A 22,555-nucleotide genomic window follows, 5' to 3' on the forward strand; every position below is an offset into this window, starting at 1 on the left:
TTTTTTAATTCTCCGTTTCGGATAGCACCTCCGCAACATATATTAATATATCTTGTTTATTGGTGGTGTGAATATGGTAAAAATAAGCCTTTGTATGATTGTGAAGAATGAAGAAGAGGTGCTGCGGCAATGTTTAGACAGTGTTAAAGCCATTTGTGATGAGATCATTATTATCGATACAGGTTCAACTGATAAAACGAAAGAGATTGCGGGTGAATATACAGAGAAGGTAATTGATTTTGAATGGATTGATGATTTTTCAGCTGCCAGGAATTTTGCTTTCGAGCAAGCAACGTCCCCTTATATTTTGTGGCTTGATGCGGATGATATTTTACAGGAGGAAGATCAAAAAAAATTCAAAAAGCTGAAGGAAGAGCTGGATGATTCCGTGGATGCTGTTTCGATGATGTATCATATTGCTTTTGATGAATTTGATAACCCGTCCTTCAGCTATCGCAGAAACCGTCTGGTGAAACGTGACCGTAATTTTAAGTGGATTGGACCGGTCCACGAGTATTTAGAGGTATACGGAAATATTATTTCATCAGATATTGCTGTCACACACCGTAAGTCAGATAAGTCTGATGTGAATAAAGTAAATGATCGTAACTTGATAATTTATGAAAAAAGATTGGAGCAAGGAGAAGCATTCAGCCCCAGAGATTTATTTTATTTTGCAAATGAATTGAAAGATCACGGCTTTTATCAGAGGGCAGTTATTTATTACCGGGAATTTTTAGCAACAAAGAAGGGCTGGGTTGAAGACGAAATCCGGGCCTGTATCAACATGGCGGCCTGCTACCGGATGTTGGAAAACCCGGAAAAAGAAATTGAAGCTCTTGTGCTTTCCCTTGTCTACGATGTTCCAAGACCTGAGGTTTCCTGTCGGATTGGAGATTTATATAAAGGAAGAAATTTATTCAAAAAAGCAATTATCTGGTATCGTCTGGCTGCAGAAATCGAATTAGAGGATCACCAGGGATTTTTACAGCAAAGCTTTTCAACATGGTACCCGCATCTGCAGCTTTGTGTTTGCTATTGGCAGATTGGTGAGAGAGGATTAGCTGAAGAACATAATCTGAAAGCAAAGTACTACCGGCCAAACGACAGTCAAGTGCGATTTAATGAGAAGTTTTTTAAGGAATATAAGGAAAAGAATAGCTGAAAATGTCTTGTGAAAACATAAATAAACTGCCGGTTTACTTGATTTCAAGTGAAACGGCAGTTTTGTTTCTGCTTGGTATTTACTGTATTGGAGCACGCTTGTATAAGATATTAATTACCCTGATGTAAAAATAAGAATAACACTCGTTATGATTATAATCCTTTTTCTATCCGGTTTAACAATGCTTTAGCACGATGCTCATAGGTGTGATGCTTCAAAAGATGCTGATAGCCTGCTGTAGCAATGATCTGTGCTTCGTCAACATGTGTTAAATAATATTCGATTTTTTCCAAAAGATCCTGATCCGAATCAAATAGAACCAGATGTTTACCGTCCTCAAGCAGCGTGTCTAATTTAGGAACTTCATCAGTAAGCAGCAGAGAGCCGCAGCCAATTCCTTCAAAAATACGGAGATTCAGGCTTTTTATGTTGTCTGCCGCATGATTAATAACAAGCTTTGACTCGCCGTATGCTTTTGCAAGATCATGTAAAAAGACCCGTTTATGGAAGGATAATCGGTAATCGGCGTGAAATTTCTCTTTTATTTTTTCAATAGCCTGGATCCGATTTTTATATAGGGCAGGGTCTAACGTTCCAATCGATGTAATATCAACAGGTCTGTTCTGGAGCAGTGCAGGATTATTAAAAATATCCTTTGCCATCGCAAATGGAAAGAATTCTGCTGGCACAGGGAAATGCTTTGCTAAATGTAAAGAATGCGCCATTAATACAAGATCCGCCTGATAATAGTGAGCTAATTGTATATTGGTCGTGAGCCGGTTTTCTCCATGATTAATAAAAAAAATCTTCGGGATATTGACAAGGTTTATCTGCTTTACTCTAACTGGTGGTAAAGAAGGACTTTCAATGAATAAAACAGCGATATACTCGTCTAATGCAATTTGAGAAAAGTCAATAAATGATGTAAACACATCCACCTTTACCCCAATATTTCGAAAAGCATCCTCTAAATATCGTCCAGGGGTGAAGGATGTTTTTCCATAACACATTAAGAGCTTTTTCTGCTCCATAATTATTCGACCTGCCTTTTTTTGATAATATTTCTTTTGCTTTATTAATGTATGTTTGATTAAAAGGAAGGGGATGTATACTTAACCTGTTTCAAAAGGATCAATATAGAAATAAGAAGAGAGCGGAAGGGAGACATGCAGGCTTGTCTATAGATAGATGATACAGGATAAATTGCGAGTCGTTTTGCTCACTATATTTATCCTTGAAATCATGCTCTGGTCGTTGTTTAGGATGGGGACTTCTTTAAAATGGACTCTATCTCGGTTAAAAACTCCCGGGCACGTTTTTTAGTGGTATGCCTTTCTCTTGTCAACAACATGCCGTTGTGAGCAATTTGTTTTCTTTCCACTTCATGATTCAGATAATAATCAATTTTTTCTTCAAAACAAAGCTCGTCAATTGCGACAAAGTTCACGCCGGGGATAAAACCTAAATCGCCTAATTCTTTAGAATAACTGGCCAACAGCAAAGCGTTGCAGGCAGTAATTTCAAAGTATTTCATTAATGGATACTTGAACACAGAATCACAGGTTAAAACAATTTTTGAACGATTCAGCTCTTTGGCATAATTTTGTCCGACAAAGACATCTTTTTCATTTTCTCCAACCTTTCGATAACCCGGATGAGAATAATGGATAAAATCAGATCTATTTTTCAGCCGCATCTGCATCATTGCCCGCAGTGGATAAAAATCCTCCAGCACAGATCCTGTTAAGAGGATATTCCTGCCCTTTGGCAGCTGATAGTCCTGATAAATTTCATCATAAGCGTGATGCGGCAACCAATGCATACGGGGCGTGAATTCCGGGTACCACTGCTTGAACTTATCACGATAAAAAGTGAAAATATGCTGAATATTTTCCTTTTCAATCATTGCTTTTCTTAAAGGTTTTTGAAAGTGTAAATCGTGTAAGCCGACGGCAAAAGGCAATTTTAAATCTTTCAGACCTGTAACAACTGGAGTGCCATTATCCAGATAATCATTAAAAAAGATAAAATCTGGTTCAAATGGAATGGAATCAAGAATTTGTTTTATGTTCCCGGATTGATGTGATACATATAAATCAGTTATTTTTTGAAGCTCCTGAATAAAGTAGTGTGATGCAGGGACTGTGTAGGATTGATCGTCACGAGTCATAAATAACAGCTTTAATTTATTCATTTTTATCGCATCCTCTTAAATATATAAGCCTTGCTCAAATGGTTCTACCAGCTTTAAGCGATAGGCCTGCTGCTGTTTTTCCATTGTTTCAATAATATCTGAACGGCTATTCGTAATTTTTTTCTCAAGGGTAATAATTTGCTCAACCAGATTTGGATCATCCGTAGCTATAGCCATATCCTCTAATTGGACAGAGCGTATAAAATCGAATATTTTAAAACGGTAGCCTAAAGCGATAAATGGAACTCCGGCAGCAAGGGACAGGTAATTTGCATGTAATTTAAAATTAATAGTGAAATCAAAATGCGTCATTAGAGACATTAAAGTTTTTGCAGGGTAAACAGTATTGTCTAACTGCCAGGCAGTATCATCGTTTAATTTAGCTGCTAACCGCCTGGTGTGTTCTAAGTCAGCACCCCACATGATATAAAAATAAATTTTATAACCTTCCGTAATCAGCTGATTTAATGCTTCAGCAAACTGGTTTTCCAAAGTGATTTCATTTCTGCCGTAAATATTATGGAAGGAAGTCCCCCAATTAATTCCGATAACTTTATCATCTGGATCGAACGGAGCTGGAAATCGGCCTTTGTCTATTTTATTTGGCAGTAAAAATGCCGGATCACCGCTGATGGCAACTTCTTTTTTTACTCCGGCCTGCTGCAGCAGTTGTTTTGTCAATGGTCCTCTGACGCCGCTCCAGGAACTTTCATTAAATACCGCATTCAGCTTTTCGTGGATTGATTTCAATTCATTCGTTTTAATAAAATCAATGCCTTGACGGTCTATTAAATAAGATTTAGGAACCCAATCGATTCCCGATCCCCAAATCATTATTTTTTTATTTAATTGCAAGGCTTGATATAAGGCTTCAATAATATAAGGCTGGATGGGGTATCCGGCTCCGCTTAGAATAGAACCGCCGCCAAGTACAATTAAATCGTAAGATTGAAGCGGGGCATTATCGAGATAACGCTTTTCATTATTTACCAGATCAAGCTTATAATCATCTCCAAGCTGATAAAATTGTTCTTTAAAGCATTCGAACATTAATTCATCGCCTAAATTGTTATAGCCTATCCAGCCGATATATAAGACATGTTTCATTTTTAACCTCCTATTGCTTCTCTGCAGCATTTAATTTCTCTGTGCAAATTTTCTTATAATATGCCGCCCGAAAGCTCCCGACACCTTTTAGAATTAAATAGTTCGGGTGATCTTCGCCAAGCTCCAGACATTTTTCAAAGCATGCTTTGGCAGCTTGAAAATCATATTGCTGAATTAGAATAAGTCCTTTGTAAAAATGTAAATCAACATAATCTGGATACAGCAGAAGTGCCTTCTCAATACCAGGTAGCGCCTGATCGAGACTATTGGTTCGAATTAATATATCATACTTCAATTTGTATAGAAGGGAGGGCGGTTTTTGTCCTTCCAGCAAAAAATTGAAAATAGATTGGTTGACAAATTTAAATGCTTTATTGTACTTTTTGTCACGATAATACTCACTGGCAAGATGATATTCTACCCACGGACTATGGGGGTCATTCTCTGCTTCTAATTTCAGAATTTTTTTATTGCGGGCTGATTTATCTTTTTTTTCAGTGACCTCTTCCATATAGCCATAATGAAGGATAGACAGGTCGAATATATCCGTTGTCATTCTCTCAGGTTCTCCGTCTAATGTTTCGTGAATGCGATTAATAAATTGGATACCCTGATGATTACGAAATAACCGGGGCTGATAATGAAGATAGGATGCCTGATCATCGGAATCTAAATGATTACTAACAAAATTTGTTATTGGCAGGAAAAGCATATTTGCTTTTTTATTTTCTAATGCTTTCTTATAGGCTTCCGGATCCTGTATATCGAGGCATTCATCGGCATCCAGCCATAGAATCCATTCCGTTGCAGCCTTTGTTATACCTTCATTTCTTGCTTTTGCAAAATGATGATCCCACTCATAACGATAAACCTTTGCCCGAAAGCTGTGAGCGATATGAATGGAATTATCGGTAGAACCTGTATCTATAATAATAATTTCATCCGCGAAGTTTTCCACGCTGGATAAACATTTTTCAAGAAATGCTTCTTCATTTTTGACAATCATACATAAGGTAATCGCCGGTACTGTCTCCATTTGATTTCCTCCTGGTTTATTAAGATGGCTCTTAGGACGTTTCTTCACTTACTTGCCGGGATAGCCAAGGTCCCTGAGGGAAGGTATTATTGATGATTGTAATTCTTGGATAATAGCTTAATAATAGATTTAAGCTCTCCAGACAATGTTTTTTATGCGTTTCCAAAGAAAAAGGATGCTGTTGGATTTGTCTTTTTAATTCAAGTATTTGCTCACGAATTTCTTCTTTAAAGTATTCCCTTGAACTGTCTTCAGGTTTAAATGTAGATTCATCGGGATAATAATCAAGTTCTTCAAGCAGTTTTTTTTGATGAAGAAATTGATAATGCAGCTTTTCAAGAGATGAAAGAGATGTCAGGAGTTTTCTTTCTATTTGTTCTTCCTCTGCAACCGATATATTTTTATCATAATAAAAGTATTCATAAAAATAGTCCGTGAGAAAGTATAAGAAAGCATGTGTGTATGTTATATAGTTTAATTGGCAATTATTCCATTTTTCTTCCATCGTTGAATTATCATTCACCATTCTCTGCCTCCTCTTTTATTCCTCGGAGCAGGGTTTGTTTTCTCTGCAATTTTTACAATTACAATCCGTTGAGGGATGATACCCCAGCTCTTCATAGAAATTATTGCTGCATCCCCGGTTTTTATGTTTCTTATCCTTACACATACAGTCGCATGATTCATCCAAAGCAGCTACATCTTCCAGTTTGAATTGAAGGAGCATTTGTGATTTAACGATTGTGCGCAATGTTTTATTAACACTGTCGTTCATTTTTAAATAATCCTTTAAACAATGGTGGGGATTCTTTAAGAATGCTTGGAGCTTTTCTCCTTCTGCATTCAAAATATGGGATAATCCTATTTCTTCTAAAGCAATAGACGACAATAGCAAGTCGATTGTTTCACAACGCTTCAGCGAGACAATAGGGGTGATGTTTGGGATATTTGGCATTGACATAAGGTTTTCCTCCTATTATTTTTAAATATTTAGAGTGACAAGGAATAATAAATTAAGTTTATGCTCCCTGTATGTGTTTCCTTTTGCAGGAACGTATTCATACGAATAGATAGTAATAAATCAATGCTTACATCTTCCTTTAAAAGGAAGGATTTAAGCTTTTTATTCTATAATGTCCATAATATTTTTTAGTTTTGTTTGCAATAACAGTTCTTTTTTTAATATCATTTCCAATGTTGATTGAACACTTTCATTTATATCAATTAAGTCCTCCAATTCGCAGATTGCTTCAGGAGAAGGGATTAAAGTACCTAATGCATATTGAATTTTTTCCCCTTCCACATTGATGATATGTGCCAGACCAAGTTCTTCAAAAGCGATAGAAGCTAATAATAAATTAATAACATCATCACGGTCGATGGAAATTTCAGGTGTGATATTTGGAATATTTGCTTGCGACAAATTGGTTCCTCCTCATCTTTAGACATATATCTATTGCCATACAATTATCGTATGACTGTAGCATTTAGGCCGTTCCATAATTGGGTAATGGTCTATGGTTTTGTGTAATGGGGTTGGGTGTTTTTAGATGCTTGTCCTAAAAGGGATTGAGAGGGTTATAATATTTTGGAATAATTCTAAGATGACATGTTTTGATGACACTTTTTAAGATTAGAATATTTGTTCTCATCAATAACAAAGAAAAAACACCATTTTAAATGATGTTTCAATATAATCTTCATCAAGCATATCTGCTATCTTATGGTCAGCTTCTTCCGAGTCTTTAATATTGTTATATTGATAGTGTGTTGGAAGGTAGTAATAGACTAAGCAGTCTAACCTTTCCAAAGAATCAGGCATTACATAAAACCATATCCGCTTACTTTAAAAAATATGAACGGTACTTTGTTCTTAACTACTTCAAAACACCAACAAGGAGTTATGTATGCGATATACCTGGGTGATGATTACAGAAACCTCTGTTTTCAAAATAAATAAGTGTATGGTATCATGCATGGAGATATAAAAAGGGGGAACAGCTATATGAAAAAAACTTTATTATTTGCGTTAGCACTCATGTTGGGATTGATTGTGTCAGCATGTACAAATTCAAGTGCGAATGAAGCTGACCAACCAGATCAAACAAATTCAGAAACAAGTGCTGTCGAATCATCTGAAAATGAGCAAGAGGAAAGTCTTTTGCCTGAAGATTATGGAAAAGAAAATAACGAAATGGAAGAAGCCCGGGAAAAGTCTTCCTATGAATACTTAAAGGCTTTTATCAATTATATAGATGCCAGCTTTGGCGAAGATTTAATTGTTGATGAAGTTGTAAAAGCAAAAAAAGAAAGTACGGGAGAAAAAGAAGGTCAAAACAAGATAGATGTAAAAATCACACTCAACGATAAATTTGCAGATTCATTTAAAGGCTTGGCACTTCCACACTTGATTCTAACTGATTTAGTAGACAACAAGTTCAATGAATTTTCCAAAAGTGAGGTAAATGAAGTTCATTTTGAAGTTAAAGCACCTATTGATGGAGAAGAAACGAATGTTTACGAAGCAGAGATTGATGAAGAAGGTTACAACAAAATTCAAGATGAAAAAACAGGCGATAGCATTGATATGAACGCAATTATTGAAAACTCAAAAGAATTTTGGCTGCACGATATTTATGAAGAAGATATTTTCAATGGTATTGCTGTTCAATCTGTTGAAAATGAAGATGAATAAACTTTACTTAGAACAATTTTGAAAGTAATAACGGATGAAATTGAACAAGGCAAATAAAATTCCTGTATAGTTAAATGTAAATCGTGATGTTATTTATATACGTCACGATTTATATTTTATTTTATGATGATACTATTCAAATATAAAGTAAGGAGATTTTTATTTGATATATTTATTTTATATTTTCCTTTAAAAAAATTCATTATTTATTTTCTTTCCTAATTTTAATCTATCCAGCTCTAATATATAAACTCGGTCGACTTCTTAGAGCAAAAGGAGATGGCTTTAATATATATGAATGGGAATTATTAGATAATGAAGCGTCAGATATAGGTGTGATTAAATATTTCCTTTCTGGAGCTACAGGCAATGATTATATCTATCTAGGTTCCATTTTTATAATTGCCCTTGCACCGATTGTTTTCGCATGTATATTTCTTATCATCAAAACAATACTTAGACAAAAAAAGTGGATTTGATTCACCAAACATAAGAACTTTTGCATTTGTGTTCTATCAATTAAAAGTAGTTTATTGATGACAGAAGGTAATAATGAAGTAGCTCAAGCAGAGGGAAAAGACGCACAACAAAGAGAATTAAAACATAAGGAAGAAAAACAAGTAGAGGGACCAAGTAGTGAAGCCAGAGAAAAAGTGAAAGAAATGACAGATGAAGAAATTGAGGAATTAATAAATAAAAATCGGGAAGGAAATATGAGCGGTGATAACTTAACCGAGGAAGAAATTGAAATTTTGAAGGCTATCCCGGCAGAGCAATTTTATAATATAATGGGAATGACGGATGACGAAGTTAAAGGTTATATTGATGGTTATCAACGAAATATCAATGGTATTATAATAGGAACGCATAAAAACCCAACAGAATATGAAGAGAATTTATTACCAGGTAAAGCAGAATTTGAATGGATAAAAGAGAATTATGATTTTGATAGTGAATACGATAAAGAATCAATAAATGAAATATTAGAATTAATTGATGAGTATAACGAAGGAAATCAAAAAGCAATATTTTCTTTGAAATACGTCTTTTATGAATTAAATGAGAAGCTAAATCCTAAATCTATAGAAGAAACGTATGCAAGCGACCTTTCATTATCCAATACTGTCAGAATACAAAACGGGAAAGACCCTATAGATGAAAATGAATAATGTTTTTAAATATCTTTTTTTACATAGCTATGTAAAATCAAATTTGGAGTGCCTAAGCACTCCAAATTTGATAGGTTAGGCAATCTGATTGATAGACCAATAGATGCCTTGCTGATCGCCACCACCTAAGTCTATGCCAATGGTTAACCCATCAGCTATATAGAATAGACCAATCTGATCGCCGGCAGTAAGTTCAACTTCTCTAGCTAGCGTTACTGTTCCGTTACCTAATACAGCTCTTAAGGTCAGGAGCAGAGCAATGTTTACGTTCAATACAGGGAATAATCCTGTTACCAATGTTGCAGGGTTTGGCGTAATACGTTGAACCGCAAATGCCGGGTTTATTCCCGCTCCAAGGTTAATGGTAAGAGCGGCTGTTGTTTGATAGTTTATTGTTGCACTGATGGAATAACGGCCTGTTTCAGGAGCTGTGTAAATTCCATCTAAAGCAGCAAAGTCAGGACTGGCGTAAGAACCAGGTGTTATCGTAGACCAACTGACTATTTGGTCTGATCCTGTTACAGTCTGTGTTGCTTGAGTGGCAGAAAATCCGTTTTCTGCAAATGCTGGCCCAGTAGCACCCGTAGCTCCTGTAGCACCAGTAGGTCCAGTAGCGCCCGTCGGCCCGGTAGCGCCAGTAGGTCCAGTAGCACCAGTAGGTCCAGTAGCGCCCGTCGGCCCGGTAGCGCCAGTAGGTCCAGTAGCACCAGTAGGTCCAGTAGTACCAGTAGGTCCAGTAGCACCAGTAGGCCCGGTAGCGCCAGTAAGTCCAGTAGCACCAGTAGGTCCCGTAGTACCAGTAGGTCCAGTAGCACCAGTCGGCCCGGTAGCACCAGTAGGTCCCGTAGTACCAGTCGGCCCGGTAGCACCGTCCGCGCCCGTAGCGCCAGCAGGTCCAGTGGCACCATCTGCACCCGTAGCACCCGTCGGTCCGGTAGCACCGTCCGCGCCTGTAGCACCGGTAGGTCCAGTGGCGCCATCCGCGCCTGTCGCACCAGTAGGTCCAGTAGCACCGTCCGCGCCCGTAGCACCGGTAGGTCCAGTGGCGCCATCCGCGCCTGTCGCACCAGTAGGTCCAGTAGCACCCGCTGCGCCTGTCGCGCCGGTAGGTCCAGTAGCACCGTCCGCGCCTGTCGCACCAGTAGGTCCAGTAGCACCGTCCGCACCCGTAGCACCAGTAGGTCCAGTGGCACCATCCACGCCCGTAGCACCAGTAGGTCCGGTAGCACCCGCAGCGCCGGTAGGTCCGGTAGCACCATCCGCGCCTGTCGCACCAGTAGGTCCAGTAGCACCGTCCGCACCTGTCGCACCAGTAGGTCCGGTAGCACCCGCAGCGCCCGTAGCGCCGGTAGGACCAGTAGCGCCATCCGCGCCTGTCGCACCCGTAGCACCGGTCGGTCCAGTAGCACCGTCCGCGCCTGTCGCACCAGTAGGTCCGGTAGCACCCGCAGCGCCCGTAGCGCCGGTAGGACCAGTAGCGCCATCCGCGCCTGTCGCACCCGTAGCACCGGTCGGTCCAGTAGCACCGTCCGCGCCCGTAGCACCAGTAGGCCCAGTGGCACCATCCGCGCCCGTAGCGCCAGCAGGTCCAGTGGCACCATCCACGCCCGTAGCACCAGTAGGTCCGGTAGCACCATCCGCGCCTGTCGCACCAGTAGGTCCAGTAGCACCATCCGCGCCTGTCGCACCAGTAGGTCCGGTAGCACCCGCAGCGCCCGTAGCGCCGGTAGGACCAGTAGCGCCATCCGCGCCTGTCGCACCCGTAGCACCGGTCGGTCCAGTAGCACCCGTAGGCCCAGTAGGCCCGGTCGGTCCAGTTGGTCCCAAGTCCCCATCAGGAATAATACTAGTTACTTGTTTTAATTTATTATCCAATAATAATTCTTTTTTCATAGCTGTCGCAAGCATATCTTGAACTGCTTCATTTACTTCCAATATTTCAGGTAAAGTTGCAGGTGTTGTCAGGCCGGGAAGGGTACCTAAAGCATATTGTATTTTTTCACCCTCGGCATTAATAATATGTGAAAGCCCTAATTCTTCCATAGCAATGGAAGCTAATAGTAAATTAATTGCATCATCTCTTGTTAATGTAATATTAGGTGTAAAGTTTGGGATATTAGGTTGGGACATTATGATTCTCCTTTCATTAAAAATGAATATTGCAAACAATAGCATTTGCGAGAAATATATTCACAAATCCAGCGTTCTCAACCAATATATTCGTTGATACGAAGTCGGTGTAGACACATTACTATTATTTTGGTATTCATGGAAAATGGGTTAAAAGTATATAAAAAAAGAAAAGATATATAGGGAATGAGTTTGTGATATTCGAGGTAATATGAAAGTATAAACAGTAAAGGAACATTCTGGTACGATAAAACAAGCAGGATCATTTCTTTTTTTTACTTATGCTTTGTACACTTAATATATAAACTATAGGTTGTAAATAATTAGATGGGGAGAGGGGAGTCAGTTTGAAAAAAATATCAACAAATATCATTCAATTTCGGGGAACACATTATGAATTTGGTTATCATCAGGGTACTTTAATGAAAAATCATATCTTATTAAAGAATCGCGAAAATCAATGGAAGGTAAGAAACCCCCTATTTTCCATTGATATCGAACAAACGAAATGTGTTTTTCAAGAAGTAGCACCAGCAATATGGGAGGAATTATCCGGTTTTGCAGAAGCACTTAAATGGCCTATGGAAAGAGTTTTGCTTGAATTTGGAGGGTATCGGGTTAAGTTGGACCGTTCAGGCTGCTCTATTTTAACGGGAGAGAATTATTTAATAAGGAATTATGATTATCATCCTAAAACCTACGACGGAATTTATTCGGTATTCCAGCCAACCGATGCAGGTTATGCAGTGATAGGTGTTACGCAGAAAGTAACGGGAAGATGTGACGGTATGAACGAAAAGGGTCTGGCGATGGGGTATACCTTTATGCATCGTAAACGTCCTGGGGATGGATTTGTCTGCCATATGATTGGAAGAATTATTTTAGAGACATGTGCCACTATAGAGGAAGCTGTTTCTTTACTAAAGCATATCCCACACCGCGGGTCATTTAGCTATGTATTATTTGATAAAAATCACAAGGAGTCAACCATTGTAGAAGCTTCACCCAGAAATGTTGAGGTGAGAAAGGGGGCGGCATGCACGAATCATTTTCAAATAATGAAGGAAGAAAATCGCCATTATCTGAAGGATTCTAAAAGACGCTTGGAAATCATGGAAAATAATCGATCAAATCCACTTCATGGAGAGGAGGCCTTTCAATTGTTAAATGGTACAGAAAATGGTGTGTTTTCTAATCTTTATGGACAATGGGCAGGAACGATACATACTTCCGGTTATTTCCCATCCAAACTCGAGGCATGGCTTGCTATCGGTGGGGATCAGCAGCCTGTGAAATTTGACTTTGCTGCCTGGTTGAATGGAGAGGACTTTCCTGTTTCTGTAGTTACTGGAATTGTAGATACTGATATTCCATTTGCACATATGGAAAAAGCGGATTGGTATAAGGAGAATAAATAGTTTTTTTAGAAGAAGTTTTGCCTTTTTAGGCACAACTTCTTCTTTTTTTCATATAATCTTTCTAAGCCTAGTTGACAACTAGGAATAATGAGTTTAAACTAATATAAAATTTCATCAATTTAGTTATTTACAAAGATGAAGACAAACAGACATATAAAACTGAAAAGTAAGCGGGGGATGAGAGAATGAGTAATGTCAAAGAAAAAATAACGGATTCCATTTTTGCGGAAGTTGATCAGTCATTTGAGGAGGTAAGAGGCTGGAGAAGATACATGCATCAGCATCCTGAATTATCTTTTCAGGAAGTACATACAGCAGCGTACATTGAAGAAAAATTAAAAAGCTTTGGACTAGAGGTTCAAAAAAATATCGGTGGACATGGGTTAATTAGTGTTTTGGAAGGTAAAGAGCCTGGAAAGAAAATTGCATTACGGGCAGATTTTGATGCTCTGCCGATTAATGATGAAAAAGAAACCCCATACAAGTCTACAAAACCGGGAGTAATGCATGCTTGCGGACATGATGGCCATACAGCGGCTCTTTTGGGTGTGGCGAAAGTAGTCAGTAAATATAAAGAAAACTTAAAAGGAAGCATTGTATTCGTCTTCCAGCCAGCCGAGGAAACTCCGCCGGGCGGAGCTAAATTTATGATTGAAGAGGGAATTCTTGACGATGTGGACTATGTTTTTGGAGCACATCTGGCTTCAGATATTCCTTTTGGAAAAGTGGGGGTAGGAGAAGGCTATCAAATGGCTGCGGTAGATAAATTTGCTATCGATATTAAAGGACATGGCGGTCATGGAGCACGTCCGCATCAGACTACGGACTCACTTGTGATTGGAACAAGTATTGTCGAAGCTTTACAAAAAATTGTCAGCCGTCAAATTGATCCGCTGAAATCAGCAGTAGTCACAATCGGTGTTTTTCAAGCGGGAAACGCGTTTAATGTCATTCCGGACACTGCCCGCATTGAAGGAACGGTCCGTACTTTTGACCCGGACGTCCGGGATAAAGTGGAAACAGAAGTTCGTTCCATTTTAGATGGGATTACAAGTGCATTTCACGCAACCTACCAGCTGGATTATTTAAGAGGATATCCGGCGTTGTTTAACCATAAAGAAGAAACTGATTTAGCCAGAGAGCTTTTTAAAGAAACATTTGAAGAGAAGAATGTCGTTGAATTTTCACCGACGATGGGAGCAGAAGACTTTTCTTATTTTCTGGAAGCAAAACCGGGAACTTACTTCCGTGTCGGTTCACAAAACGAGGATGAAGCAACACATTTTCCGCACCATCATCCTAGATTCGATATTGATGAACGTGCATTAGTAAATATTGAAAAATCGTTTGTGTCTATTATCAGCCATTATTTATTTTAAAATGAACCCCGTTAGCCGGGCAGTAAAATAATTAATCAACAACGAGGAGAAATGCAGAATGAAGAAGCGATTTACTTTATTATTAATTTCAATTTTTACAATATTCGTTTTAGCTGCCTGTGGAAATCAAGATCAATCAGCAGGTGGAGCTGGAGATAGCAATGAACCGGCAGGGGATCCGGTAGAAGGCGGGACATTGACAGTTGCTTACCCTTCTGAACCGGATACACTTGATTGGATGTCGACAGGAGCAACACCTACCCGAGATATTGCCTGGCATATTTTTGAACCGTTACTTGCCTTGGATAATGATTATCAGGTACAGCCAATGATTGCAGAGGATTTTACAGTTAGCGATGATGAAACACTTTATACAATTACATTAAGGGATGATGTGAAATTTCATGACGGTTCTGATGTAACCGTAGACGATGTGATTGCATCTATAGATAGATGGAGAACTATTTCATCGGTTGGGAAAGAGTCTGATAGATTCATTGAATCCGTTACAGCGGTAGATGACAAAACGATTGAAATTCAATTGACAGAAGTATATAACGCATTTTTATCTGATATGGCCGCACCAAAAAATGCCTTGATGATTATTCCTGAAGAGATTGCAGAGGAAGCTGGAGAACAGCCATTAACCCCGGAACAATTAATAGGAACAGGTCCTTATCAATTTGATAATTGGAGCCGTGGCAGTGAAATTGTTTTAACTAAATTCAAAGATTATGCTGCGCGGGATGAAACTGATTTAGGAGGATTGACAGGGGAAAAGGTCGCTTATTTTGATGAGCTGGATTTTCAGATTGTAAAGGATCCGCAGGTTGCCATTAATGGTATAAAGACTGATTTATATGACTATGCTTTATCCATTCCGAATGATTTATATGATGTTGTGGAAACAGATCCTTCGATTGATCCGGTCAGCTATATCAATGGATATTCTACCATTACACCGGATAAATCTGAACCGCCGTTTGACGATATTAAAGTAAGAGAAGCCTTAAATCTGGCATTGGATAAAGAAGCAATTGCAGAAGCAACTTATGGAAACAGTGATTTTTATTCCTTTGACGGGGCGCTGTTCGATCCGGAGCAGACGAAGCTTTATTCTGAGGAAGGTACAGAGAATTATTTAAATTATGATCCGGAACACGCAAAAGAATTATTAGAGGAATCTGATTATAATGGAGAGTCACTTAAAATAATGCATTCTAATGACTCAGAGACGTATAAACGAATTTCACAGGTGATGAAGCAGCAATTAGAGGAAGTCGGATTTACTATTGAAATCGTATCGCTGGAATGGGCGACATATTTAGAACAGTGGTCCGACCCGGCAAATTGGGATATCGTCGTTGTCGGCTGGTCAACGCGATTCTCTCCAAATGAACTTGGTATGCTTGTCAATGATACAAATAGCAGCGGTTGGTATGACAGTGAGCGCTGGAGAGGGTTGATTGACGACTGGGCGGTAGCTTCTGACGATGAAGCTAGATTAGATATTTTATCAGAAATGAATCAAACCGTATGGGAAGAGCTTCCGTTTATTAAAGTGGCTAATGAAACAAGGCTTGATATTAAAGGAGAACAGGTTCAATTAGAAGAAACATGGGTTGGACCAAGATTCTGGGGAGCCTGGAAGAATCAATAAATAAAAGGATTAAGAAGCCATGTTCATCCGCTATGCTGATCTGGCTTCTTTTTCTATTAAAAAGGATGTTCAAAGCACTTTTTGAATGAGAACTTAAATTGATAAATATTACTATGCCGGCACCGGAAACATCCGCTTATCAGGAGCCGCTATGGTACAACAGCAAATGAGGTGAATGGGGTTTGTTACAATATACAATTCGTCGGCTTATATCTATTATTCCAGTCATGTTAGTGGTAAGTATTATTGTTTTTATGATTGTCCATCTGACTCCCGGAAATCCGGCTTACTTGATTCTGGGAGAGGATAGCTCTAAAGAGGCAGTTCAGCAGCTGGAGGAACAGCTTGGCTTGAACCAGCCAATAGTTATCCAATTTTTTGACTGGGTGACAAATGTTTTTAAAGGAGATCTGGGAGAGTCAGTTTATTCCTCTGAACCAGTTCTATCTATTATATTAGATCGAATTGGACCTACTTTCAGTGTGATGCTGGTTTCTATGATTTTCACATTAGTTATTGCTATACCAATTGCGATTTTTGTAGTCTGGAAACGGCAGACTGTTTTAGATCCGTTATTTATCTCAGCATCTCTATTAGGTGCATCTATTCCAGAATTCTGGTTTGCTATGTTATTAGTATTAGGACTGGGAGTCAGTATCCCGATTTTTCCGGTAGCAGGTTATATACCAATTGCAGAAGGATTTCTGCCTTGGCTCCACCATTTGATCCTGCCGGCATTTGTTCTGGCGACAGTAGAGATAGGCTTGATATCCAGAATGCTGCGTGATGGAATGTTGGAGGCTGTAAATCAGGATTATACAAAAACAGCCCGGGCGAAGGGAATAAAAGAAAGTGCTGTACTGATGAAGCATGTTTTTGCTAATGCTTTAATTCCGACAACTACAGTTATTGGCGTAACGATTGCAGGATTATTAGGCGGGACAGTTATTATTGAAACGATATTTACCATACCGGGAATTGGGCAGCTGCTCATTGATTCGATTCACCGGAGAGATTACCCGGTAATACAAGGCGTTGTTTTATTTATTGCTGTTATCTATGTCATTATCAATTTACTGGTTGATCTGCTTTATGGTCTGCTTGATCCGAGAATCCGTTATGATTGAGGCAGAAGTTCAGAGCTATATATGAGATTGATTTACTTTATTAAGAAAAAGGAGATATCCCTATGCTGAAGAAAAAAAGAAATCTTGTTGCTCTTTCTATATTGTTATTACTGACAATTGCAACAATAACAGCTAATGTCTGGCTGCCTGTTTCTCCTGGTTTTATAGATGCTGCGCAACGTCTGCTTCCTCCATCCGGAACGTTCTGGTTCGGTACCGATCATTTTGGAAGAGATGTTTTTGCATTAACAGTGGTAGCAGCAAGAGTCTCTCTGACGGTCGGTTTTACAGTAGCAGTATTAGCAACCATTTTGGGAACCATCACTGGTTTAATAGCCGGTTATTATAAAAAAGCAGATTTTATTATTATGCGCGTTATTGACGGTATGCTTGCCTTTCCTTCTTTACTTCTTGCATTGGCACTTGTTGCAGCATTGGGAGGAAATGTAACAAATATAATTATTGCGTTAACTTTTTCATTTTGGCCGGTAATGACACGTATTGTACGGTCAGCCGTTCTGCAAATAAATTCCGTTCAGTATATTGAAGCGGCAAAAACTTCAGGAGTCAGTGATCCGGTAGTTATAGCAAAATATGTTTTGCCGAATGTCCTGTCTCCCATTATAGTGCAGGGAACGTTTATCTTTGCGAAAGCCATTCTTGCAGAAGCGGCATTAAGCTTTTTAGGCGTTGGGGTAGACCCATCGACGCCAACCTGGGGAAATATGCTTCAGGAATCACAAATTTATATTTCATTGGCACCGTGGATTTCCATTTTTCCAGGATTGGCAATTGTGATTACAGTACTTGCCTTAAATATGCTTGGCGACGGATTACGTGATTCATTTGATCCACATGCGAGGAAAAATAAAAAAAGAAAGCAGCGCTTCGTTAAAACGAAAATAGCATCTTAAGAAAGGAGGCGGTATTCATGCTTGAGGTAAAGAATTTAAAAACCTATATTGATACGGAAAATGGAACGGTAAAAGCGGTGGATGATGTATCTTTTCAAATTAAAGCAGGAGAAACCATCTGTATAGTAGGTGAATCCGGGAGCGGGAAGAGTGTATTAGCACATTCCGTTATGCAGTTAAATCCTTCTCCTCCAGTCTTTCATCCGGAAGGAGAAATAATTTTTGAAGGGAAAAATCTGCTCAATGTAAATGAAAAAGAGCTTCGCAGAGTAAGAGGAAAAGAAATCTCTATGATTTTTCAGGACCCCATGTCCAGTCTGAATCCAGTTTTTAGAGTTGGAGACCAGTTGATTGAAGCAATTCGTTCTCATGAGAAGGTATCCAAAAAAGCTGCAAAAAAACGGGCCTTCGAGCTCTTAACAGATGTCGGTATCCCTGATCCGGAGCGGAGGCTGCATGATTACCCGCATCAATTTTCCGGCGGGATGCGTCAGCGTGTTTTAATTGCGATCGCACTGGCTGGACGCCCAAAGGTATTAATTGCTGATGAACCGACAACAGCACTTGATGTGACCATACAGGCGCAAATCCTGGAATTAATGCGCTCGATTCAGAAAAAATATGGAACTGCGATTATTTTGATTACACATGATCTGGGAGTGGTTGCACAGATAGCAGACAGAGTGCTGGTTATGTATTCAGGCAGAATTGTTGAGAAAGGGAGCGTATCAGATATATTTTATCGTTCCACGATGCCTTATACCTGGTCCTTATTGCGGTCTCTGCCGCGTATTGATTCAGATGCATCAGAGCGGTTAATACCAATTCAAGGGCAGCCGAGCAATTTAATTGAACGGCCAAAAGGCTGTCATTTCGAGCCAAGATGCCCATTTGCTACAAAAGCATGTTTAGAAATTGATCCTTCGCTAACGAAACGCGGAGAGGGGCACTGGGCTGCTTGTATATTGTCTGAAGAGGAATTTTCTAAGAAGAAACAAGAGCTTGAGGTAAATGCTCAGAAGGGAGTTGCAAAATAATGTCTGAGCCGTTACTGGAATTAAAGGATATAAAAATGTATTTTCCGATAAAAGAAAAAGTGTTTAAAAAGCCTGTGAACCATGTGAAAGCTGTAAATGGGGTCAGCTTGGCTGTCAACAAAGGAGAAACCTTAGGAATTGTAGGTGAATCCGGGTGTGGAAAAAGTACGTTGGCACGGACCATTGTCGGTCTTTTAGAGCCAACATCCGGAGACATACTTTTTGAGGGAGAAAGTATTCTGGGTTACAATAAAAAGCAGATGCATGAATTGCGCAGAGATATTCAAATGGTATATCAGGATCCGTATACCAGTCTGAATCCAAGAATGAAGGCCGGCGAGATTATTGCAGCACCGCTGAAGGCATTTAAAATGACAAGTAATTTAAATGAACGGGTTTATGAATTATTAGATCTTGTCGGTTTAAAGAGAGAGGATGCAGAGAAGTTTCCGCATCAGTTTTCTGGAGGACAGCGTCAGCGGATAGGGATTGCCAGAGCACTTGCTCTAAATCCCAAGCTGTTAATTCTGGATGAGCCGGTCAGTGCATTGGATGTATCTGTACAGGCACAGGTAATTAATCTGCTGGAGGATTTGCAGGAAGAACTGGGACTGACTTATGTATTTATTGCCCATGATTTATCGGTAATTAAGCATATTGCAGATAAAGTTGCGGTAATGTATCTTGGTAAGGTGATGGAATTATCCGATAGTGATACATTATATCATCATTCCAAGCATCCATATACAAATGCGCTATTGTCAGCAATTCCATTACCTGATCCTGAGAAAGAAAGACAGAGGCAGCGTATTATGCTGAAAGGTGAATTGCCGTCTCCTGCTAATCCGCCAACTGGATGTATTTTTCATACGAGATGCCCGATTGCCCAAGAATCCTGCAAACAGCATATTCCTGCTTTAGAAGAAAAGGACGGGAAGAACCCTAATCATCAGGTTGCCTGTTTTTATCCGCAGGAAACCGAGGCAATTGCCAGCAGCAACTAATTAAACTTAAAGGAAGAAAGGAATGTATCCAGATGAATCGGCCAAAAATTTCTCAGATGGAAGCGTATATGATTGAGACATTACGTACGAACGGAATAACGAATGAAGAAATAATACATGATGTAAAAGAAAAAGATGTATCAAAATGGAAGCAAATCAACGAAAAATTTGATTTTGAACAGTTGATTGTGTTGGCTGAGAAGGACTTTAGCGCTTTTGAACAAGTGATTAATGAAGGATACGCTGTTAAATTTGTTACAGTTGGCGGGCTGGAGAGATTATTAAGGTTAAAGTTTCAAAAAGAAGCCGGGGAAGATTATCAGAAGCTCGAAACAGGAGCTAAGGGGTTAAAATTGGATGAAGCCTCTTTTCGTGATTTAGAGCAGATGCTTTCGCTTAATTGGAAGGTAGAGGAAGATGAGCAGGGGATATCGGTATTGTTGAAGGAGCAGAAGGATTTTGTATAATATAATTTTAAAAAACGCTATGAATCTAATATTCATAGCGTTTTTTAATTTATATCAACTGAAAGTAATCTAATTGACAACTTCTGGATTATTCCATGCTATCACAGTGTTCTGTATGTAGAATATTAATTAAAGTCAAGAAGTTACAATTCCAGAATTTAATATTAATCTTATTGTTTCTTCTAAATAATATCAGTATTGATCTCCTTCTCAGTTTCTTGTATGGCTTTGAAATGTTTAACAAAAATAATTTTTTCTTACTCCCCTTTTTGTTGCAGAAATTTACATATCAACACCGCTTTTTATAAAGATAAAGACAATATCTTTAGCGTTTAATTTTGGGAAAAGAAGTTTATTTTATAAAGTAAAATTTTATTAGCTGGATTTTTCTTCTTACTCTCCTATATCTAAGGGGAAATGCTGAGTTCACGACGCGGTAGCGATTATTCACCCCGCTGAAAAGCATTGCCGTAATCCCTTTTATGACCTCCATCCAGTTACGAAGTATTTCATTTTTTAAGAATCTTAATTAAACATCGAAAATGGTAGCACGCTTATATTTGATTAAGAAATTATTGAGTTAATATTCGAAAAAATAATTCTACTTGTTGACAAGAAAAATATATCAGCATATAATAAAAGCGAATTGTAACATGTGTTATAATCTGTAACATATGTTAAAAAAGATGTCATAAGTGATAATTTATAACATATGTTATTGAAAATTGTTTTATGTTATGAATATAATGTATGCGCTTCAAAAATCGCGAGGAGGAGTTAATATGTCAATTTATCAAGAATTACAAACAAGACAGAAAGAAAATAATCCTATCAAAGTAGGCGTTATCGGAGCAGGACAAATGGGTTTTGGTCTTATCTCGCAGATATCCCGTATTCCTGGAATGATTGTAGGCGGCGTATCTGACATTGATCAAACCAGAGCACAAAAAGCTGTTGAATTTTATAAATCCGAGGAAATTTTAAAAGTTAACACACTTGCATCATCTGATTATAGAGAAGTAATCCAGTCTTCCAATGTAGAGGTAGTAGTTGATGCAACTGGAGTACCTGAAGTCGGGGCAAATATTTCTTTAGAAGCATTAAATTCAAGAAAACATTTGGTTCTATTAAATGTAGAAGTGGATATAACAATTGGTTCTTATATGAATTCATTATTTCAATCTTCTGGACTTGTTTATTCTGGTTCAGCAGGAGACGAGCCGGCAGCTATCGTAGAATTATATGAATTTGCTAAGACAATGGGTATGGAAGTTGTTGTTGCAGGTAAAGGTAAAAATAATGCATTGAAGCCAACAGCTAATCCGGATACAGCGGCTGCTGAGGCAAAATCTAAAAATATGAGTGCACATATGCTGGCTGCATTTCAGGATGGGACAAAAACAATGGCAGAGATGAACTTATTAAGTAACGCAATTGGCTTAGTTCCGGATAAAGTTGGAATGCACGGTTTAGACGCTAATTTAGATGATGTTGCAAAAAAATTAAACTTAAAAGAAAAAGGTGGGGTTTTAGATAGTTTAGGGGTCGTCGAATATGTAAACGGATTAGCTCCGGGGGTATTTGTCATTGTTAAAAGTGATTTAGAGCCTGTTAATGAAGAATTGCGTTATTTATTAAAGGTAGATGAAAGTCATGGAGATCACTATACATTATTCCGTCCATATCATTTAGCCAGCCTAGAGACTCCAATCACTATTGCTAAGGCTGTTTTACAGCAAGACACGTCTATCCATCCATTAGGAGCACCGATTTCAGAAACGGTAACCGTTGCTAAAAGAGACATAAAAACAGGAGAAAAATTAGATGGGATCGGTGGTTTTTCTGTTAGAGGAGTATTGGAAACGCATAAAGAAATGGAACAGAATGGACATATCCCTGTCGGTTTAATTAGTGGAGATGTCGTTGCTAAGAAAGATATAAAAGAAGGTCAATTTTTAACACATGATGATGTGGAACTTGACCCTTCAACAACTGTATGGAAGTTAAGATCCTTACAAGACCATATGTTTCGCACTAAATAATATTGATAATT

20 protein-coding genes are annotated in these 22,555 nt (G+C 38.8%); 12 read left to right on the plus strand and 8 right to left on the minus strand.

Annotated features, from left to right (window positions below; translation table 11 throughout):
* Nucleotides 1-73: 73 nt before the first annotated feature.
* Nucleotides 74-1,165 carry a glycosyltransferase family 2 protein gene (locus IEX29_RS06110; RefSeq protein ID WP_188733580.1) on the plus strand — a complete coding sequence of 364 codons (1,092 nt, stop codon included), beginning with the start codon at nucleotides 74-76 and terminating at the stop codon, nucleotides 1,163-1,165.
* A 152-nt stretch (nucleotides 1,166-1,317) separates the two neighbouring features.
* Here the strand turns inward: IEX29_RS06110 and IEX29_RS06115 are convergent, their stop codons facing one another.
* From IEX29_RS06115 to IEX29_RS06145, 7 genes are all read right to left on the minus strand, one after another.
* Nucleotides 1,318-2,196, minus strand: coding sequence for a glycosyltransferase family protein (locus tag IEX29_RS06115; protein WP_188733581.1), 879 nt, complete (start codon nucleotides 2,194-2,196; stop codon nucleotides 1,318-1,320).
* Nucleotides 2,197-2,423: 227 nt separating this feature from the next.
* A complete protein-coding gene (locus IEX29_RS06120) occupies nucleotides 2,424-3,359 on the minus strand; it encodes a glycosyltransferase (RefSeq protein ID WP_188733582.1) in 936 nt (311 codons plus the stop codon).
* Nucleotides 3,360-3,374: 15 nt separating this feature from the next.
* Nucleotides 3,375-4,466, minus strand: a complete 1,092-nt coding sequence (locus tag IEX29_RS06125; RefSeq protein ID WP_188733583.1) for a polysaccharide pyruvyl transferase family protein — start codon at nucleotides 4,464-4,466, stop codon at nucleotides 3,375-3,377.
* A 10-nt stretch (nucleotides 4,467-4,476) separates the two neighbouring features.
* The gene (locus tag IEX29_RS06130; protein ID WP_229720116.1) at nucleotides 4,477-5,502 is read right to left on the minus strand and encodes a glycosyltransferase; all 1,026 of its coding nucleotides are present in this window, start codon (nucleotides 5,500-5,502) and stop codon (nucleotides 4,477-4,479) included.
* A gap of 31 nt (nucleotides 5,503-5,533) precedes the next feature.
* Nucleotides 5,534-6,028, minus strand: coding sequence for a hypothetical protein (locus IEX29_RS06135; RefSeq protein ID WP_188733584.1), 495 nt, complete (start codon nucleotides 6,026-6,028; stop codon nucleotides 5,534-5,536).
* A 15-nt stretch (nucleotides 6,029-6,043) separates the two neighbouring features.
* Nucleotides 6,044-6,463, minus strand: coding sequence for an alpha-helical endospore appendage domain-containing protein (locus IEX29_RS06140; protein ID WP_229720117.1), 420 nt, complete (start codon nucleotides 6,461-6,463; stop codon nucleotides 6,044-6,046).
* Between the two features lie 162 nt (nucleotides 6,464-6,625).
* Nucleotides 6,626-6,925: an alpha-helical endospore appendage domain-containing protein gene (locus IEX29_RS06145; RefSeq protein WP_188733585.1), complete on the minus strand. Its 300-nt coding sequence runs from the start codon at nucleotides 6,923-6,925 to the stop codon at nucleotides 6,626-6,628.
* A gap of 582 nt (nucleotides 6,926-7,507) precedes the next feature.
* Between IEX29_RS06145 and IEX29_RS06150 the strand changes: the two genes are divergently transcribed.
* Together IEX29_RS06150 and IEX29_RS06155 are read left to right on the plus strand one after the other, a co-directional pair.
* Nucleotides 7,508-8,197 carry a hypothetical protein gene (locus IEX29_RS06150; protein WP_188733586.1) on the plus strand — a complete coding sequence of 230 codons (690 nt, stop codon included), beginning with the start codon at nucleotides 7,508-7,510 and terminating at the stop codon, nucleotides 8,195-8,197.
* Nucleotides 8,198-8,733: 536 nt separating this feature from the next.
* Nucleotides 8,734-9,366, plus strand: coding sequence for a hypothetical protein (locus IEX29_RS06155; protein ID WP_188733587.1), 633 nt, complete (start codon nucleotides 8,734-8,736; stop codon nucleotides 9,364-9,366).
* A 75-nt stretch (nucleotides 9,367-9,441) separates the two neighbouring features.
* On the opposite strand, the gene IEX29_RS06160 is transcribed toward IEX29_RS06155, so the two are convergent.
* Nucleotides 9,442-11,496 carry an alpha-helical endospore appendage domain-containing protein gene (locus IEX29_RS06160; RefSeq protein WP_188733588.1) on the minus strand — a complete coding sequence of 685 codons (2,055 nt, stop codon included), beginning with the start codon at nucleotides 11,494-11,496 and terminating at the stop codon, nucleotides 9,442-9,444.
* A gap of 347 nt (nucleotides 11,497-11,843) precedes the next feature.
* Between IEX29_RS06160 and IEX29_RS06165 the strand changes: the two genes are divergently transcribed.
* From IEX29_RS06165 to IEX29_RS06205, 9 genes are all read left to right on the plus strand, one after another.
* A complete protein-coding gene (locus tag IEX29_RS06165; protein ID WP_188733589.1) occupies nucleotides 11,844-12,914 on the plus strand; it encodes a C45 family autoproteolytic acyltransferase/hydrolase in 1,071 nt (356 codons plus the stop codon).
* 185 nt (nucleotides 12,915-13,099) lie between these two features.
* Nucleotides 13,100-14,293 (plus strand): M20 metallopeptidase family protein, encoded by a 1,194-nt coding sequence (locus IEX29_RS06170; RefSeq protein WP_188733590.1) that lies wholly within the window; start codon nucleotides 13,100-13,102, stop codon nucleotides 14,291-14,293.
* A 58-nt stretch (nucleotides 14,294-14,351) separates the two neighbouring features.
* Complete coding sequence (locus tag IEX29_RS06175) at nucleotides 14,352-15,953, plus strand: ABC transporter substrate-binding protein (RefSeq protein WP_188733591.1); 1,602 nt, start codon at nucleotides 14,352-14,354, stop codon at nucleotides 15,951-15,953.
* A gap of 182 nt (nucleotides 15,954-16,135) precedes the next feature.
* On the plus strand, nucleotides 16,136-17,080 hold the full coding sequence (locus IEX29_RS06180) for an ABC transporter permease (protein ID WP_188733592.1): 945 nt from the start codon (nucleotides 16,136-16,138) through the stop codon (nucleotides 17,078-17,080).
* Nucleotides 17,081-17,142: 62 nt separating this feature from the next.
* Entirely contained in the window at nucleotides 17,143-17,994 is an 852-nt protein-coding gene (locus IEX29_RS06185) for an ABC transporter permease (RefSeq protein ID WP_188733593.1), read from the plus strand.
* A 17-nt stretch (nucleotides 17,995-18,011) separates the two neighbouring features.
* Nucleotides 18,012-19,031: an ABC transporter ATP-binding protein gene (locus IEX29_RS06190; RefSeq protein ID WP_188733594.1), complete on the plus strand. Its 1,020-nt coding sequence runs from the start codon at nucleotides 18,012-18,014 to the stop codon at nucleotides 19,029-19,031.
* Complete coding sequence (locus IEX29_RS06195) at nucleotides 19,031-20,035, plus strand: ABC transporter ATP-binding protein (protein ID WP_188733595.1); 1,005 nt, start codon at nucleotides 19,031-19,033, stop codon at nucleotides 20,033-20,035. The genes IEX29_RS06190 and IEX29_RS06195 overlap by 1 nt, the downstream gene beginning before the upstream one ends.
* Nucleotides 20,036-20,067: 32 nt before the next feature.
* Nucleotides 20,068-20,502 carry a hypothetical protein gene (locus IEX29_RS06200; protein WP_188733596.1) on the plus strand — a complete coding sequence of 145 codons (435 nt, stop codon included), beginning with the start codon at nucleotides 20,068-20,070 and terminating at the stop codon, nucleotides 20,500-20,502.
* Between the two features lie 782 nt (nucleotides 20,503-21,284).
* Nucleotides 21,285-22,544: an NAD(P)H-dependent oxidoreductase gene (locus tag IEX29_RS06205; protein ID WP_188733597.1), complete on the plus strand. Its 1,260-nt coding sequence runs from the start codon at nucleotides 21,285-21,287 to the stop codon at nucleotides 22,542-22,544.
* The last annotated feature ends 11 nt before the right edge of the window (nucleotides 22,545-22,555 follow it).

Source organism: Oceanobacillus neutriphilus (assembly GCF_014645515.1).
Classification (GTDB): Bacteria; Bacillota; Bacilli; order Bacillales; family Amphibacillaceae; genus Oceanobacillus; species Oceanobacillus neutriphilus.